The organism is Fertoeibacter niger, assembly GCF_009380135.2.
Lineage (GTDB): Bacteria > Pseudomonadota > Alphaproteobacteria > Rhodobacterales > Rhodobacteraceae > Fertoeibacter > Fertoeibacter niger.
On sequence record NZ_WHUT02000002.1, the window covers coordinates 41,950 to 55,582 of the forward strand.

Here is a 13,633-nt window from a genome sequence, read left to right on the forward strand (position 1 = left end):
CCTACTCCGCCGCCACCCCGGTGCAGCCGTGGTCTTTCCACAGATGCGCCTCTTGCAGATACGACCAGCCAAAGGCGTGGTCCGTATCGCCATGTTCCTCTTTGTGGGCCAGCCGCGCCAGCGCCTCGTCCAGCTTGGGGCGGTGGCCCTGAGGCACCCACCACATGACGAAATGCATCTTGCCCAGCACCTCGAACCATTCTGCGCGGCGTTCGTAGAATGCGCGGTGCACGGTGTTCCAGACGAAATTCTCCAGCGTGGCCACGCTTTCCCAAACGGTCAGGTTCGACACGAACTGCGGATCGCCGCCGATCTTGGCTTCGGTATTCCCCGTTCCCGGCTCGCCCGAACCTTCCATCATCCACACGAAACCCGGCATCCGCTTGCCCAGACCATTCACCCGGTCCAGGGCACCCATGAATTCCGCCACGCGCGGGTCATCGGTGGGGGCCAGCAAGCGCCCGATGTTCAGCTCGGCAAGGTGCATTCCGTTCATGTGCAGGCCCCCGCAAATCGCCATTCGCCCGCCCCGGCAAAGCTACCGATGGCGCGCGGGTTGAATGTCATGCCCTGCTGTTCGCAGGCGGCACGCGCCACGCCCTTGGCCAGCCCGCCCTGATCCTGCGCCAGCGGGGTTACGGTGCGCCACACGGCCACTGTCATGCCCGGCACCGGCAAGGCACCGCCGCTGGTCAGCATCGCGCCCGGCCTGCCCGGTGCCACATCGGCAAGATACGCCACGCCCTCATGTGTCACATGCTGCTGCAAGGCGGCGGGTGATGGCGTGCTCCGGTCGGGGGCCATGGTGCAGGCGGGCAGCGCCGCCACGGCGGCAAGGCCAGCGATGCGGGCGGCGGACAGGGCAAAGGTCATGGGCATGGCCAATAGACCCCCCAGACACCGTTTTCCAGATAGGCCTCGGCCCGGCCCGGATGCACCACGCGCGCACGTTCCAGATGCGCGCCGCGCAGGTCGCAGATCACCCGCGCCATCGCAATCGCCCGGCCCCGGTCGCCCGCGCCCATTGCCAGCCCGTCGCTGCGCCGCACCACCGCCTTGACCGCCGGATTGCCCCGCGTCATCGGCCCGTCTTGCCGCCCGTCGATCACGATCAGCGTGCCGGCAATGTCGCGGGTGAACACATGCTCCACCGCCGCTGGCAGCAGAGCCACGTCATAGGTCTGCCCCGACACCTGATAGCGGTCAGTGATCACCCCACGCTCTGCCCGTGCGAAAGCGGGGGCCGCAAGGCCCGCCACCAGCGCCACAGACACGAGCATGCGCGTGATCATTCTGCCGCCATCGCCCCCATGCGCCCGGTTTTCTTGGCCTTGATGCGGTCTTCGATCTCTTCGCGGAAATGCCGCACCAGCCCCTGAATGGGCCAGGCCGCCGCATCACCCAGCGCGCAGATCGTGTGGCCTTCGACCTGCTTTGTCACCGACAGCAGCATGTCGATTTCCTCGACCTCGGCCTCGCCCTTTACCAAGCGGTCCATCACCCGCATCATCCAGCCGGTGCCTTCGCGGCAGGGCGTGCACTGGCCGCAGCTTTCATGCTTGTAGAATTTCGACAGCCGCCAGATCGCCTTGATCACATCGGTCGATTGATCCATCACGATCACCGCCGCCGTGCCCAGACCGGACCGCTGCTCGCGCAGCCAGTCGAAATCCATGATCGCGTCATTGCATTGGTCAAAGTTCAGCATCGGCACCGATGACCCGCCGGGGATCACGGCCTTCAGGTTCTTCCAGCCGCCGCGCACGCCGCCGCAATGCCGCTCCAGCAGTTCCTGCAACGGGATCGACATCGCCTCTTCCACCACGCAGGGGTTGTTCACATGGCCCGAGATGCCGAACAGCTTGGTGCCCGCATTGTTCGGGCGACCGAAACCGGCAAACCAGCCCGCGCCACGGCGCAGGATGGTGGGCACAACGGCAATGGATTCCACGTTGTTCACCGTTGTCGGGCAGCCATAGAGGCCCGCCCCCGCCGGGAACGGCGGCTTCATGCGCGGCATGCCCTTCTTGCCCTCAAGGCTTTCCAGAAGCGCGGTTTCCTCGCCGCAGATATAGGCCCCGGCCCCGTGGTGCAGATACAGGTCATAGTCATAACCCGACCCGCAGGCGTTCTTGCCCAGAAGGCCCGCGTCATAAGCCTCGTCAATGGCGATCTGCAACGCCTCGCGTTCGCGGATGTATTCGCCACGGATGTAGATATAGCCCGCCACCGCGTTCATCGCGAAACCGGCGATCAGGCAGCCTTCGACCAGCGTATGCGGGTCATGGCGCATGATCTCGCGGTCCTTGCAGGTGCCGGGCTCGGATTCGTCGGCATTCACCACCAGATAGGACGGGCGGCCATCGGATTGCTTGGGCATGAAGGACCATTTCAGCCCGGTCGGAAAGCCCGCGCCCCCGCGCCCGCGCAGACCCGACGCCTTCACCTCGTTCACCAGCCAGTCGCGGCCATTGGCAAGGAAACCCGCCGTGCCATCCCAATGCCCGCGCTTGCGCGCCCCCGCAAGGCTGCGGTCGTGCATGCCGTAAAGGTTGGTGAAGATCCGGTCCTGATCTTTCAGCATCGCGTCATCCTCAATTGCCCCGGCGTTTCCGCCAGATCTGATAGGTTACGACCAGCGCCCAGAAGAACGCGGCCAATGCGGCCAGATCGAACAGAAAGACAAAGCGGGTATCCCACCCCATCTGCCCGCCCAGCCATTGCGCCCCCATCCACAGGATCATCGTGGCGGCCAGCACCAGCGCGACCATCCGCGCCTGCGCCGCCAATTGCCGATCCTGCGGAACCGGGGCTTTCGTCATCTAGTAGTCATTCGTCTTGGCGCGGCGCAGGAATTCGGCCTCGCCCACCTCGCCGATCAGTTTCGCCTGCGCCACCCATTTGTCGCGCGTCACCCGGCCCTTGAAGCCCGGCAGGTTCGCATCGACCCAGGCCACCTCGGCCGGCGTCCAGTTGGCGATCTGGTCAAGGTGGTAAAAGCCCAGGCTGTGGCAAAGCGCCTCCATCTTGGGGCCGATGCCTTCGATGATTTGCAGGTTGTCCGGTTTGCCATCGCGCGGCCCGGCCAGCGTGGCGGGCTTTTCCGTCATGGCTTCGGCCAGCGGCGCGCCGGGTTCGCCCGTGGCCGTGCCACCCGCTTCCTCGGGCTCGGCCGGGGGCATGCCTGACGCTTGCACCGGGGCCTCCTGCACCGTGATGCCGGTTTCATCCACAACCGACCCCGCGCCAGGCGTCGGTTCCGTCATGGCACCCTCGGCCTCGGTCACGTCAGTCGCCTTGCCCTGCCACGGCGTCGTCAGCGGCACTTCGGTGCCATCGATGCGTTTGACGGTATCGCCGATGTCCACCGCCAATTGGGCAGAAGCATTGTATTGCGTGCGGCCCGATTCAAACTCGGTCAGGCTGGTCAGGCCCGACAGCGGTTCCGCCGCATAGCGCCCGTTCTGCGGGCCCGGCACCGGCACGTCGCCGTTGGAGAACCGGTCGATCAGCGCGCTGAGCTTGTCAGCCGTCAGATCCTCGTAATAATCCTTGCCGATCTGGGCCATGGGCGCATTGGCGCAGGCGCCCATGCATTCAACCTCTTCCCAGCTGAACTTGCCATCAGCCGAAAGTTGATGCGCCTTGGCCGCCACCTTGGATTTGCAGACCGCAATCAGGTCTTCCGCGCCACAGATCATGCAGCTCGTCGTGCCGCAGACCTGAATATGCGCAACAGACCCAACGGGTTGCAACTGGAACATGAAGTAGAAGGTCGCCACCTCCAGCGCGCGGATATAGGCCATGCCCAGCATCCCGGCCACATGTTCGATGGCGGGGCGGCTCAGCCAGCCCTCCTGCTCCTGCGCGCGCCACAGCAGCGGAATGATGGCCGACGCCTGACGGCCCTCGGGGTATTTGGTGATCTGGCCCTGCGCCCAGGCAAGGTTGGCCGGGGTAAAAGCGAAAGTGGCGGGCTGGACGGGGTGAAGGCGGCGAAGCATTAGCGGTCGATCTCCCCGAACACCACATCCATGGTGGCGATGATGGCCGACACATCGGCCAGTTGGTGCCCCTTGGCCAGATGGTCCATGGCTTGCAAATGCAGATAGCCCGGGGCGCGGATTTTGGCTCGGTAGGGTTTGTTGGTGCCGTCGGCCACCAGATAGACGCCGAATTCGCCCTTCGGGGCCTCCACCGCCGCATAGATCTCGCCCGCGGGCACATGGAACCCTTCGGTGTAGAGTTTGAAGTGATGGATCAGCGCCTCCATCGAGGTTTTCATCTCGGCGCGTTTCGGGGGCGTGATCTTGCCACGCGCCAGAACGTCACCCGGTTCGACCCGCAGCTTGGCCAGCGCCTGCCGGATGATCGAGGTGGATTCGCGCATTTCGGCCATGCGGCAAAGGTAGCGGTCGTAACAGTCGCCCTTGGTGCCCACGGGGATCTTGAAGTCGAATTCGTCATAGCATTCATAGGGTTGCGCGCGGCGCAGATCCCAGGCCATGCCCGACCCGCGCAGCATCACGCCCGAGAATGCCCAATCCAGCGCCTCTTGCTCGGACACAGTGGCGATATCCACCGTGCGCTGCTTGAAAATACGGTTCTCAGTCAGCAGCTCGTCGATATTGTCCAAGAGTTTCGGGAACTTGATCGCCCAGGCGTCAATATCTTCGATCAGTTGCGGCGGCAGATCCTGATGCACGCCGCCGGGGCGGAAATAGGCGGCATGCAGGCGCGCCCCGCAGGCCCGCTCATAAAACACCATCAGTTCTTCACGCGCGGTAAAGCCCCACAGCGGCGGCGTCAGCGCGCCCACATCCAAGGCACCCGTGGTCACGTTCATCAGGTGGTTCAGCACGCGGCCAATTTCGCAGAACAGCACGCGGATCAGCTGCGCGCGGCGCGGCACGACCACACCGGTCAATTTTTCAATCGCCAGACACCAGGCATGTTCCTGGTTCATCGGGGCCACATAATCCAGCCGGTCGAAATAGGGCAGGTTTTGCAGATAGGTCCGCGATTCCATCAGCTTTTCGGTGCCGCGGTGCAAGAGGCCGATATGCGGGTCGCAGCGTTCCACAATCTCGCCGTCCAGCTCCAGCACCAGACGCAGAACGCCATGCGCCGAAGGGTGTTGCGGGCCGAAGTTGATGTTGAAGTTGCGGATTTTCTGCTCGCCTGTCAGCGCGTCGTCAAAATTGCCGTCCATCATAGCAGACCCTCACCCATGTTTCTGCGCCAAGCCTCGGGCAATGCCGGGAACTGGCGGGCGACAAATTCATATTGCGGCATGAGCAGCACCTGCGCGCGGGCGCGGTGATCGGCCGTCATGGCCAGTGCCGCACCTTCATGCACGCGGTGGCCAAAGTCGGCCGCCCGCACGCCGATCCCCAGAAAGGCGCAAAGCCGCGCCAGACCGGGGGCCGTCAGCATGTCATCCTGTGTCAGCAGCATCAGCCGCTGCGGGGCCACCGCCGCGCGCAGCCGGGTGATTGCACCGACATAATCGCCGCGCGACAATGCGCCACCGGCATCCTCGCCACGCAGCACCCGCTCCATCAGCGCGAATGCCGCGTCGGGCACGGCATCGGCGGCCTTGGCGGCGCGTTCGGCCATCATGCGCACCTGGCTCCACAGCCGGGACACCGGATCGCGCAGCAGATAGACAAAGCGCACATCGCCCGCCATGCAAGCCATGTCGCGCAGCCGCGCCTCGGGCAGCAGGGCATAGGCGGGGGTGATGTCGGCCACCAGCCGCCGGGTGCCCCGCCCTTCGGCCAGATAGGCCAGATAGGCGGCCCGGTCATCGCGGCGCTGCTTCAGGATGCGGATCCAGTCCAGCACATCGCGCAGCTTTTCGGCCAGCCGGTCGGTGGCACCCGATTTCACCATGCGGCGCGACAGCTTTTCCGCCGCCGCCTGCTGCACACGCAACTGGTGGCCATAGCCGTTGTTTTCCACGGCGTCGAAGTAATGCAGTTCCTTGATGCTGCGCAGATGGCAGTCGGGATGCCCGGCCAAATGGTTGTAAAGCCAGGTTGTCCCGGCTTTCGCGGCCCCCACGCACAGCATTATGGTCGGTTCCTGCGTCACCGCACCGCCCCCGTTCAGGCCTTGGCCTTGTCGTCACCCGGCAGGATGTAATCGGCACCCTCCCACGGCGACATGAAATCGAACTGCCGGTATTCCTGCACCAGTTTCACCGGCTCATAGACCACGCGCTTTTGCGCCTCGTCATAGCGGACCTCGGTGTAACCCGTGGTCGGGAAATCCTTGCGCAGGGGATGGCCGCGAAAGCCATAATCGGTCAGGATGCGGCGCAGGTCGGGGTGGCCCGCGAACAGGATGCCGAACATGTCGAACACCTCACGCTCGAACCAGTTGGCCGAGGGGTGCAGCGTGACAATCGAAGGCACCATGTCATCGGCACGGATCGCCGCCTTCAGCCGGATGCGCTGGTTCTGATACATCGACAGCAGGTGATAGACCACGTCGAACCGCTGGCTGCGTTCGGGGTGGTCGATGGCGGTGATGTCAACCAGCGTGGAAAACCGGCAGCTGCCATCGGTTTGAAGAAAGTCGACCAGTGGCACCAGTTGCGCCGCCAGCACCTCCAGCGTCAACTCGCCATGCGAAATGGACCAGGACAGCACGGCATTGGGCCGGCGGGCCTCGATATGGGTGGCGAGTTCCGTGAGCGCGTCCGACATGGAAACTCCTTACCGCGTGATGGTGCCGGTGCGGCGGATTTTCCGCTGCAATTGCAGGATGCCGTACAGCAGCGCCTCGGCGGTGGGCGGGCAGCCGGGAACGTAGATGTCCACCGGCACGATGCGGTCGCAGCCGCGCACCACGGAATAGCTGTAGTGATAGTAGCCGCCGCCATTGGCGCAGGACCCCATCGAGATCACATAGCGCGGTTCGGGCATCTGGTCATAGACCTTGCGCAGCGCCGGGGCCATCTTGTTGGTCAGCGTGCCCGCCACGATCATCAGATCGGACTGGCGCGGGGAAGCGCGGGGTGCTGTGCCGAACCGTTCCAGATCATAGCGAGGCATGGACGTGTGGATCATCTCCACCGCGCAGCAGGCCAGGCCGAACGTCATCCAGTGCAGGCTGCCGATGCGCGCCCAGTTGATGATGTCTTCGGTCGAGGTCAGCAGAAACCCCTTGTCCTGCAACTCGGCGTTCAGCGCCAGCGTGGCCACCTCGGCGTCGCCGCCTGCGGTGTTCGCCCCTGTCATCACTCCCATTCCAGCGCCCCCTTCTTCCACTCATAGGCAAAGCCCACGGTCAGCACGCCCAGAAACACCATCATCGACCAGAAACCGGCCATCGACATTTCGCCAAAGGCCACCGCCCAGGGGAACAGGAAAGCCACTTCCAGATCGAAGATGATGAACAGGATCGACACAAGATAGAACCGCACATCGAACTTCATGCGCGCATCATCAAAGGCGTTGAAGCCGCATTCATAGGCCGACACCTTTTCGGGGTCGGGGTTGCGCACGGCAAGGATGGCGGCGGACAGCAACAGCACAAGGCCAAGCCCCACCGCCAATGCCAGAAAGATCAGGATCGGAAGATACTCTCGGAGAAGATCGTCCACGAGTGGCTCCTTCGGCTGGCGGCTGGCCGTAAGGGCTGGCGCGCGATCAGTTGCTGGCCCCCGTTTACTCTGCCCCCTCTGCGGGGTCAACCAAAGCCGGGGCCAAAACACCCCCCTGCGACAAGGGGTTTCGCCGCTTCATGCCGTTGTTCGGGAAAAATTTTTGCAGATGCAGCATGAACAGGCGCTGCAGGGGCATCGCCCTGAGTCGGCGCAGCGGCCCGGCGGGCCTGCCGGGCGATGTTAGCGCGACCACGCGGGCGGGCGGCGGGCAAAGAAGGCCGCTATCCCTTCGGCGGCCTCGGGGCTTTCCCAACGCGCGACAAGGGCCGCGATGGACGCTTCGATCACCCGGTCATCCAGCGGCGGGCCAAGGCTGCGGATCATCGCCTTGGTTGCCGCCACCGCCCCGGGGGCACAGGCCAGCAGCGGGGCCAGTTCGGCCTCGACCGCCGCATCCAGCGCATCGGCGGCCACCACCTGCGCCAGCAGGTTCAGTCGCTGCGCCTCGGCCGCGGAAAACAGCCGTGACGACAGCATCACCTGCCGCGCCGCGCCCTCGCCCATGCGGGCAAGCACATAGGGGCCGATCGTGGCTGGTATCAGCCCCAGCCGGGTTTCCGTCAGCCCGAACCGCGCGCTATCCACCGCGATGGCCAGATCGCAGACCGCCAGCATGCCCACACCGCCGCCATAGGCCGGGCCCTGCACCCGCCCGATCAGCGGTTTGGGCAGGTCGTTCAGCGCGCGCAGCATATGCGCCAGTTGCCGTGCCCCGGCGGCGCGCGTGGCGCTGTCGGCCTGCATCTGCGCCTGCATCCAGCCCAGATCGCCCCCCGCGCAGAATGTGGCCCCCGCGCCGGTCAACACAACCGCCCGCACCGCCCCGTCCGCCGCCAGCACCTGCGCCGCCTGCGTGATCTCGGCCATCATCTGCGACGACAGCGCATTGTGCTTTTCCGGCCGGTTCAGGGTCAGCCGCGCCACACCGCGCGCGTCGGTGTCCATTGTGATCGTGTGGAACATCGCGGCCTCCCAGCCAAAATTCTTCCAAGAATTTTTTCAAGAATTTTCGACAAAATTCTTGCCTCACCCGGCCCGGAACGCCCGCGCCATGTCCGCCGCCCGCGCCAGCAGCGCCGCATCCAGCCCGGTCTCAAACCCCCGCGCTGCCAGATGCGCCGCGACCTTTTCCGTGGCCACATTGCCCGCCGCACCCGGCGCATAGGGGCAGCCGCCCAGCCCCCCCACCGCCGCATCCACCACCCGCAGACCCATCTCCAGCGCCACGTCGATCACATCCAGCGCCCGCCCTGCCGTGTCGTGGCAATGCGCCGCAAGCCGCTGGGGCGGCAGTTCCTGCACCACCGCCTCCAGCATGGCGGCGAAACCATCTGGCGTGGCCTGCCCCAGCGTATCGCCCAACGACACCTCATGGCAGCCCAGATCGCGCAGCGCCGCCACCACGCCTGCCACGGCGACGGGCCGGGTCGGCCCGTCGAAAGGGCATGCCACCACCATCGACACATAGCCGCGCAGCTTTACATTTTCCTGCCTTGCGGCCTCTGCCAGTGTGGATAACCGCGCCAAACTTTCCATAATCGAACAATTCAGGTTGGCGCGCGAAAATCCCTCGCTGGCCGAGACGAACACCGCCACCTCATCGGCGCCCGCCGCCCTAGCCGCCTGATAACCGCGCAGGTTGGGGGCAAGCGCCACATAGCCCACGCCCGCCCGCCGGGTGATGCGCGCCAGCACATCCGCACCGTCGGCCATCTGCGGCACCCATTTCGGGCTGACGAAGCTGGCCACCTCGATGCGGCGAAAACCCGCGCGCGACAAAAGGTCAACCAGCGCCACCTTGTCTGCGGTGGGGATCAGCCGCGCCTCGTTCTGCAGGCCGTCGCGGGGGCCGACCTCATATATCTCCACCCGTTCAGCCATCGGCCTCCTCCAACCGCACCAGCGCCGCGCCCGCCTCTACCTGCATGCCGGGCTGCACCAGCACTTCGGCCACCACGCCGTCGCGCGCGGCAGTCAGCACATGTTCCATCTTCATCGCCTCCAGCACCGCCATGCGGTCGCCCTGCGCCACCGCCTGCCCTGCGGTCACGAACACCGCCCGCACCAGCCCCGGCATGGGCGACAGCGTCAGCCCACCCTGCCCCGCCGCCTGCGCAGCGCGCGCCAGCGGGTCGATGATGTCAAAGCGGAAGGTGCCCCGGCTGCGCCCGCTGGCAAAGACATGCACCGCATCCGCCGTCTGCACCACGGGGAACGGGCCCTCCCCCTCCACCTGCCAGCCGCCGTCGCGGCGTTCGGCGTGGTAAAGCATGCCCTCGATTTCCACCCGCGCCTGCCCCGGCCCGTCAAACCAGACCATCGCCGACACCAATTCGCCCGCATGGCGCAGCACGACATTCTGGCGCATGGCGACCCACAGGGTAAAGCCCTCCAGCAGCCCGCCCGGCCCCGGCAGCGCATGGGCCAGCACCGCCGCCACCTTGACCGGCATCCGCAACGCGGGCGGGGCAGCAAGACTGTCAATGTCGCGCGCGATCAGCCCGGTATCCACCTCGCCCTGCGCAAAGCCCGCATGCCGCGACAGCGCAGCAAGAAACGCCAGATTGGTGACAGTGCCCGCCACCTGCGTCTGGTCAAGCGCGCTTGTCAGCTTTTGCAACGCGGTGGCGCGGGTGGGGCCATGGGTGATGATCTTGGCAATCATCGGGTCATACCAGGGGCTGATCACATCGCCCGACCGCACCCCGGTATCGGCGCGGATGCCGGGGGGAAAAGCCAGATGGTCCAGCCGCCCCGTGGCTGGCAGGAACCCCGCCGCCACATCCTCGGCATAAAGCCGCGCCTCAAAGGCATGGCCATTGATCGCCAGCTGGTCCTGCCGCAGCGGCAATGCCTCACCTGCCGCTACGCGCAACTGCCATTCCACCAGATCGACGCCGGTAATGGCCTCTGTCACCGGATGTTCGACCTGAAGGCGCGTGTTCATCTCCATGAACCAGAAGCGGTCTGTGTACAGGCCGTCCGCGCCATCGACGATGAATTCCACCGTGCCCGCGCCGCTGTAACTTATCGCCTTGGCCGCCCTGACCGCCGCATCGCCCATGGCGGCGCGCATTTCCGCTGTCATGCCCGGTGCCGGGGCCTCTTCGATCACCTTCTGGTGGCGGCGTTGCAAGGAACAGTCCCGCTCGAACAGATGCACGGCATCGCGGCCATCGCCGAACACCTGCACCTCGATATGGCGGGGGCGGTCGATGTATTTTTCGATCAGCACCGCGTCATTGCCAAAGGCGTTGCGCGCCTCGGCCTGCGCCGATGCCAGCGCGTCGGGAAAATCCGCCGCCCGGTCCACACGCCGCATGCCCTTGCCGCCGCCGCCCGCCACCGCCTTGATCAGCACGGGAAAACCGATGAGGCCTGCCTGCTGCGCCAGATGGCCCGCCCGCTGGTCATCGCCCTGCCAGCCCGGCACCACCGGCACGCCCGCCTGCCGCATCAGCGCCTTGGCCGCATCCTTCAGCCCCATCGCCCTTATGGCCGCCGCCGACGGCCCGATGAACACCAGCCCCTCGGCCACCACCTGATCGACGAAATCGGGGTTCTCCGACAGGAACCCATAGCCGGGGTGAATCGCCTCGGCCCCCATGGTGATGGCCGCGCTCAGAATGGCATCGGCGTTCAGGTAACTGTCCTTCGGCGCGGGCCCGCCCAGCCAGGCCGCCTCATCCGCCATCTGCACATGCAGGGCATCGCGGTCGGCCTCGGAATAGACGGCGACCGTGGCCACCCCCATCCGGCGGCAGGTGGCGATGACCCGACAGGCAATCTCGCCCCGGTTGGCGATCAGGATTTTGCGGAACATGCGACCCCCAGCTTTTTTGCAGCATTCAACAGGTGGCGCTGGGTCCGTTGATCCAATGCCACAAGCATGACCGCGGACGGCAGGTGATGCGTGAGCAGAAAATCGGCGACTGTTGCCACGGCTATTTCGGCAGCCTTGTCATGCGGATACCCATAGGCCCCTGTTGAAATGGCCGGTATCGCAAGTGTGGCGCAGCCAAGATCCGAAGCGGCGGCCAAGACGTTTCTGTAGCAATCGGCCAGCAGGCGCGCTTCGCCTGCCTCGCCCTGTTTCCAGTATGGCCCGACCGTGTGGATGATGTGGCGCACCGGCAAGGCATGCCCGCCCGTCACCTTGACCTGCCCGACCTCGCATCCCCCCAGCGCCCTGCATTCCTCCAGCAGGCCCGGCCCGGCTGCGCGATGGATTGCGCCATCCACCCCACCACCGCCCAGCAATGACCGGTTGGCCGCATTGACGATGGCATCGACATGCAGGCGCGTGATGTCGCAGATCAGGATGTTGATGTCACCCATGGCCCATCACATCCGGAACAGACCGAACCGCGTCGGCTCGATCGGGGCATTCAGTGCCGCGCGCAGGCTTAGCGCCAGCACCTGCCGCGACTGGCGCGGGTCTATGATGCCGTCGTCCCACAGGCGCGCGGTGGCGTAGAGCGGGTGGCTTTGGCGTTCGAACATTTCCAGCGTGGGGCGTTTGAAGGCGGTTTCCTCGTCTGCCGACCATGTGCCGCCCGCCCGCTCGATCCCGTCGCGTTTCACCGTGGCCAGCACGCCCGCCGCCTGTTCGCCGCCCATCACGGAAATGCGGGAGTTTGGCCATGTCCACAGAAAGCGCGGCTGATAGGCGCGGCCCGCCATGCCGTAATTGCCCGCACCAAAGGAACCGCCGACCAGCAGGGTGATTTTGGGCACATTGGTGGTGGCCACCGCCGTTACCAGCTTGGCCCCGTGGCGCGCGATGCCCTCATTCTCGGTTTTGCGGCCCACCATGAAGCCGGTGATGTTTTGCAGGAACACCAGCGGGATGCCGCGCTGGCTGCACAGTTCCACGAAATGCGCGCCCTTCACCGCCGAGTCGGAAAACAGGACACCATTGTTGGCGATGATGCCCACCGGCATGCCCATCACATGCGCGAACCCCGTCACCAGCGTTTCACCGAAGCGCGCCTTGAATTCGTCAAGGCGTGATCCGTCCACCAGCCGGGCGATCACCTCGCGGATGTCATAGGGGGTGCGCAGGTCGGCAGGCACCACGCCCAGCATCTCGGCAGGGTCATAGGCCGGGTCTTCGGCGCTTTGCCAACCGGGGGCGACGGGGCGGTTCAGGTGGCGCACCGCCTCGCGCGCAAGGGCCAGCGCATGCGCGTCATCCTCGGCCAGATAGTCGGCGACGCCGGACAGCCGGGTATGCACATCGCCGCCGCCAAGGTCTTCGGCGCTGACCACCTCGCCGGTCGCGGCCTTCACCAGCGGCGGACCCGCCAGAAAGATCGTGCCCTGATCCCTGACGATGATGGTCACATCGCTCATGGCCGGAACATAGGCCCCGCCTGCGGTGCAGGAGCCCATGACAACGGCGATCTGCGGAATGCCCAGCGCCGACATCCGCGCCTGATTGTAGAAGATGCGCCCGAAATGGTCGCGGTCGGGGAAAACCTCATCCTGATTGGGCAAGTTGGCCCCGCCTGAATCGACCAGATAGAGGCAGGGCAACTGGCATTCCTGCGCAATTTCCTGCGCACGCAGATGTTTCTTGACCGTCATCGGGTAATAGGTGCCGCCCTTCACCGTGGCGTCGTTGCACACCACCATCACCTGACGGCCATGCACCAGCCCGACGCCCGCGATCACCCCGGCTCCGGGGGCGGCCCCGTCATACATGCCATGCGCCGCCATCGCGCCGATTTCCAGAAAGGGCGATCCGGGGTCGATGAGCGCGCCCACCCGTTCACGCGGGCTCATCTTGCCGCGCGCACGGTGCCGCGCCAGCGCCTTGTCGCCACCGCCCGCAGCAGCCAGATGGGCCGCGGCGTTGATGGCTTCCAACGCCTCCAGATGCACCTCGCGGTTCCAGCGGAAGGCTTCGGATGTGGGCAGCGCGCGGGAGATCAGACGCATGGGGGGCGGCCTTGG

16 protein-coding genes are annotated in these 13,633 nt (G+C 65.6%); all 16 read right to left on the reverse strand.

Going from position 1 to position 13,633, the window contains the following annotated elements:
* Position 1: 1 nt before the first annotated feature.
* On the reverse strand, positions 2-496 hold the full coding sequence (locus GEU84_RS03630; RefSeq protein WP_152824450.1) for a DUF3291 domain-containing protein: 495 nt from the start codon (positions 494-496) through the stop codon (positions 2-4).
* Complete coding sequence (locus GEU84_RS03635; protein WP_152824449.1) at positions 493-879, reverse strand: hypothetical protein; 387 nt, start codon at positions 877-879, stop codon at positions 493-495. Before GEU84_RS03635 ends, GEU84_RS03630 begins: the two co-directional genes overlap by 4 nt.
* Complete coding sequence (locus tag GEU84_RS03640) at positions 870-1,292, reverse strand: hypothetical protein (RefSeq protein ID WP_152824448.1); 423 nt, start codon at positions 1,290-1,292, stop codon at positions 870-872. The genes GEU84_RS03635 and GEU84_RS03640 overlap by 10 nt, the downstream gene beginning before the upstream one ends.
* Entirely contained in the window at positions 1,289-2,584 is a 1,296-nt protein-coding gene (gene nuoF, locus GEU84_RS03645) for an NADH-quinone oxidoreductase subunit NuoF (protein WP_152824447.1), read from the reverse strand. The genes GEU84_RS03640 and nuoF overlap by 4 nt, the downstream gene beginning before the upstream one ends.
* Before the next feature lie 10 nt (positions 2,585-2,594).
* On the reverse strand, positions 2,595-2,822 hold the full coding sequence (locus tag GEU84_RS03650) for a DUF5337 domain-containing protein (protein ID WP_152824446.1): 228 nt from the start codon (positions 2,820-2,822) through the stop codon (positions 2,595-2,597).
* A complete protein-coding gene (locus GEU84_RS03655; protein WP_152824445.1) occupies positions 2,823-4,004 on the reverse strand; it encodes an NADH-quinone oxidoreductase subunit E in 1,182 nt (393 codons plus the stop codon).
* Positions 4,004-5,212, reverse strand: coding sequence for an NADH-quinone oxidoreductase subunit D (locus GEU84_RS03660; RefSeq protein ID WP_174539339.1), 1,209 nt, complete (start codon positions 5,210-5,212; stop codon positions 4,004-4,006). Before GEU84_RS03660 ends, GEU84_RS03655 begins: the two co-directional genes overlap by 1 nt.
* Positions 5,212-6,096, reverse strand: coding sequence for a sulfotransferase (locus GEU84_RS03665; RefSeq protein WP_152824443.1), 885 nt, complete (start codon positions 6,094-6,096; stop codon positions 5,212-5,214). The genes GEU84_RS03660 and GEU84_RS03665 overlap by 1 nt, the downstream gene beginning before the upstream one ends.
* Positions 6,097-6,110: 14 nt before the next feature.
* Positions 6,111-6,713 carry an NADH-quinone oxidoreductase subunit C gene (locus GEU84_RS03670; RefSeq protein ID WP_152824442.1) on the reverse strand — a complete coding sequence of 201 codons (603 nt, stop codon included), beginning with the start codon at positions 6,711-6,713 and terminating at the stop codon, positions 6,111-6,113.
* A gap of 9 nt (positions 6,714-6,722) precedes the next feature.
* A complete protein-coding gene (locus GEU84_RS03675) occupies positions 6,723-7,256 on the reverse strand; it encodes a NuoB/complex I 20 kDa subunit family protein (protein ID WP_277604822.1) in 534 nt (177 codons plus the stop codon).
* On the reverse strand, positions 7,247-7,612 hold the full coding sequence (locus tag GEU84_RS03680) for an NADH-quinone oxidoreductase subunit A (RefSeq protein ID WP_174539303.1): 366 nt from the start codon (positions 7,610-7,612) through the stop codon (positions 7,247-7,249). Before GEU84_RS03680 ends, GEU84_RS03675 begins: the two co-directional genes overlap by 10 nt.
* A 243-nt stretch (positions 7,613-7,855) precedes the next feature.
* On the reverse strand, positions 7,856-8,638 hold the full coding sequence (locus GEU84_RS03685) for a crotonase/enoyl-CoA hydratase family protein (RefSeq protein ID WP_152824440.1): 783 nt from the start codon (positions 8,636-8,638) through the stop codon (positions 7,856-7,858).
* 63 nt (positions 8,639-8,701) lie between these two features.
* The gene (locus GEU84_RS03690; RefSeq protein WP_152824439.1) at positions 8,702-9,556 is read right to left on the reverse strand and encodes a hydroxymethylglutaryl-CoA lyase; all 855 of its coding nucleotides are present in this window, start codon (positions 9,554-9,556) and stop codon (positions 8,702-8,704) included.
* Complete coding sequence (locus tag GEU84_RS03695) at positions 9,549-11,498, reverse strand: acetyl-CoA carboxylase biotin carboxylase subunit (RefSeq protein WP_152824438.1); 1,950 nt, start codon at positions 11,496-11,498, stop codon at positions 9,549-9,551. Before GEU84_RS03695 ends, GEU84_RS03690 begins: the two co-directional genes overlap by 8 nt.
* On the reverse strand, positions 11,480-12,013 hold the full coding sequence (locus tag GEU84_RS03700; RefSeq protein ID WP_152824437.1) for a macro domain-containing protein: 534 nt from the start codon (positions 12,011-12,013) through the stop codon (positions 11,480-11,482). Before GEU84_RS03700 ends, GEU84_RS03695 begins: the two co-directional genes overlap by 19 nt.
* A 6-nt stretch (positions 12,014-12,019) precedes the next feature.
* Positions 12,020-13,618 carry a carboxyl transferase domain-containing protein gene (locus tag GEU84_RS03705; protein ID WP_152824436.1) on the reverse strand — a complete coding sequence of 533 codons (1,599 nt, stop codon included), beginning with the start codon at positions 13,616-13,618 and terminating at the stop codon, positions 12,020-12,022.
* Between the last annotated feature and the right edge of the window lie 15 nt (positions 13,619-13,633).

What these genes read in the sequence shown, in the direction of transcription:
- GEU84_RS03630 (WP_152824450.1), bottom strand. Translation starts at nt 496, where the DNA reads ATGAACGGAATGCACCTTGCCGAGCTGAACATCGGGCGCTTGCTGGCC.
- GEU84_RS03635 (WP_152824449.1), bottom strand. Translation starts at nt 879, where the DNA reads ATGCCCATGACCTTTGCCCTGTCCGCCGCCCGCATCGCTGGCCTTGCC.
- GEU84_RS03640 (WP_152824448.1), bottom strand. Translation starts at nt 1,292, where the DNA reads ATGATCACGCGCATGCTCGTGTCTGTGGCGCTGGTGGCGGGCCTTGCG.
- nuoF (WP_152824447.1), bottom strand. Translation starts at nt 2,584, where the DNA reads ATGCTGAAAGATCAGGACCGGATCTTCACCAACCTTTACGGCATGCAC.
- GEU84_RS03650 (WP_152824446.1), bottom strand. Translation starts at nt 2,822, where the DNA reads ATGACGAAAGCCCCGGTTCCGCAGGATCGGCAATTGGCGGCGCAGGCG.
- GEU84_RS03655 (WP_152824445.1), bottom strand. Translation starts at nt 4,004, where the DNA reads ATGCTTCGCCGCCTTCACCCCGTCCAGCCCGCCACTTTCGCTTTTACC.
- GEU84_RS03660 (WP_174539339.1), bottom strand. Translation starts at nt 5,212, where the DNA reads ATGGACGGCAATTTTGACGACGCGCTGACAGGCGAGCAGAAAATCCGC.
- GEU84_RS03670 (WP_152824442.1), bottom strand. Translation starts at nt 6,713, where the DNA reads ATGTCGGACGCGCTCACGGAACTCGCCACCCATATCGAGGCCCGCCGG.
- GEU84_RS03675 (WP_277604822.1), bottom strand. Translation starts at nt 7,256, where the DNA reads ATGGGAGTGATGACAGGGGCGAACACCGCAGGCGGCGACGCCGAGGTG.
- GEU84_RS03685 (WP_152824440.1), bottom strand. Translation starts at nt 8,638, where the DNA reads ATGTTCCACACGATCACAATGGACACCGACGCGCGCGGTGTGGCGCGG.
- GEU84_RS03690 (WP_152824439.1), bottom strand. Translation starts at nt 9,556, where the DNA reads ATGGCTGAACGGGTGGAGATATATGAGGTCGGCCCCCGCGACGGCCTG.
- GEU84_RS03695 (WP_152824438.1), bottom strand. Translation starts at nt 11,498, where the DNA reads ATGTTCCGCAAAATCCTGATCGCCAACCGGGGCGAGATTGCCTGTCGG.
- GEU84_RS03700 (WP_152824437.1), bottom strand. Translation starts at nt 12,013, where the DNA reads ATGGGTGACATCAACATCCTGATCTGCGACATCACGCGCCTGCATGTC.
- GEU84_RS03705 (WP_152824436.1), bottom strand. Translation starts at nt 13,618, where the DNA reads ATGCGTCTGATCTCCCGCGCGCTGCCCACATCCGAAGCCTTCCGCTGG.